The following is a 314-nucleotide window of genomic DNA, read 5'->3' as shown; positions in this document are numbered from 1 at the left end:
CGGCCTTGTTCCAAGCCGCCATCTGATCGAGCACGGCAAAGCTGTCGTCCACATGGCCAGGCAGGGCAAGGTGGCGCAGGATCACGCCCCGCTGCAGGATGCCCTCGCTGTCAAAAACAGTGTGCCCGGCCTGAGACATCATGGCTTCAATGGCGGGCCTGGCCTGTGCAAAATAGTCCGGCGCGGCGGAAAGCTCTGCCGAAAGGGCAGGGGAAACATATTTCAGGTCGGCCAGCCAGTTGTCGATGAAACCGCGCCTGGCGTGCACGCTCTCCACGGTATCGTAGCCGCCGGTGTTGCAGACGATGGGCAGA

1 pseudogene is annotated in these 314 nt (G+C 62.4%); it reads right to left on the bottom strand.

From position 1 onward, the window contains the following. A pseudogene (locus P0G09_RS17350) lies at positions 1–314 on the bottom strand (radical SAM protein); the annotation flags it as partial.

Origin of the sequence: Faecalibacterium sp. DFI.5.82 (assembly GCF_029076575.1) — a bacterium.
Classification (GTDB): domain Bacteria; phylum Bacillota; class Clostridia; order Oscillospirales; family Ruminococcaceae; genus Faecalibacterium; species Faecalibacterium duncaniae.
This window is presented reverse-complemented; position numbering and strand designations above follow the sequence as displayed.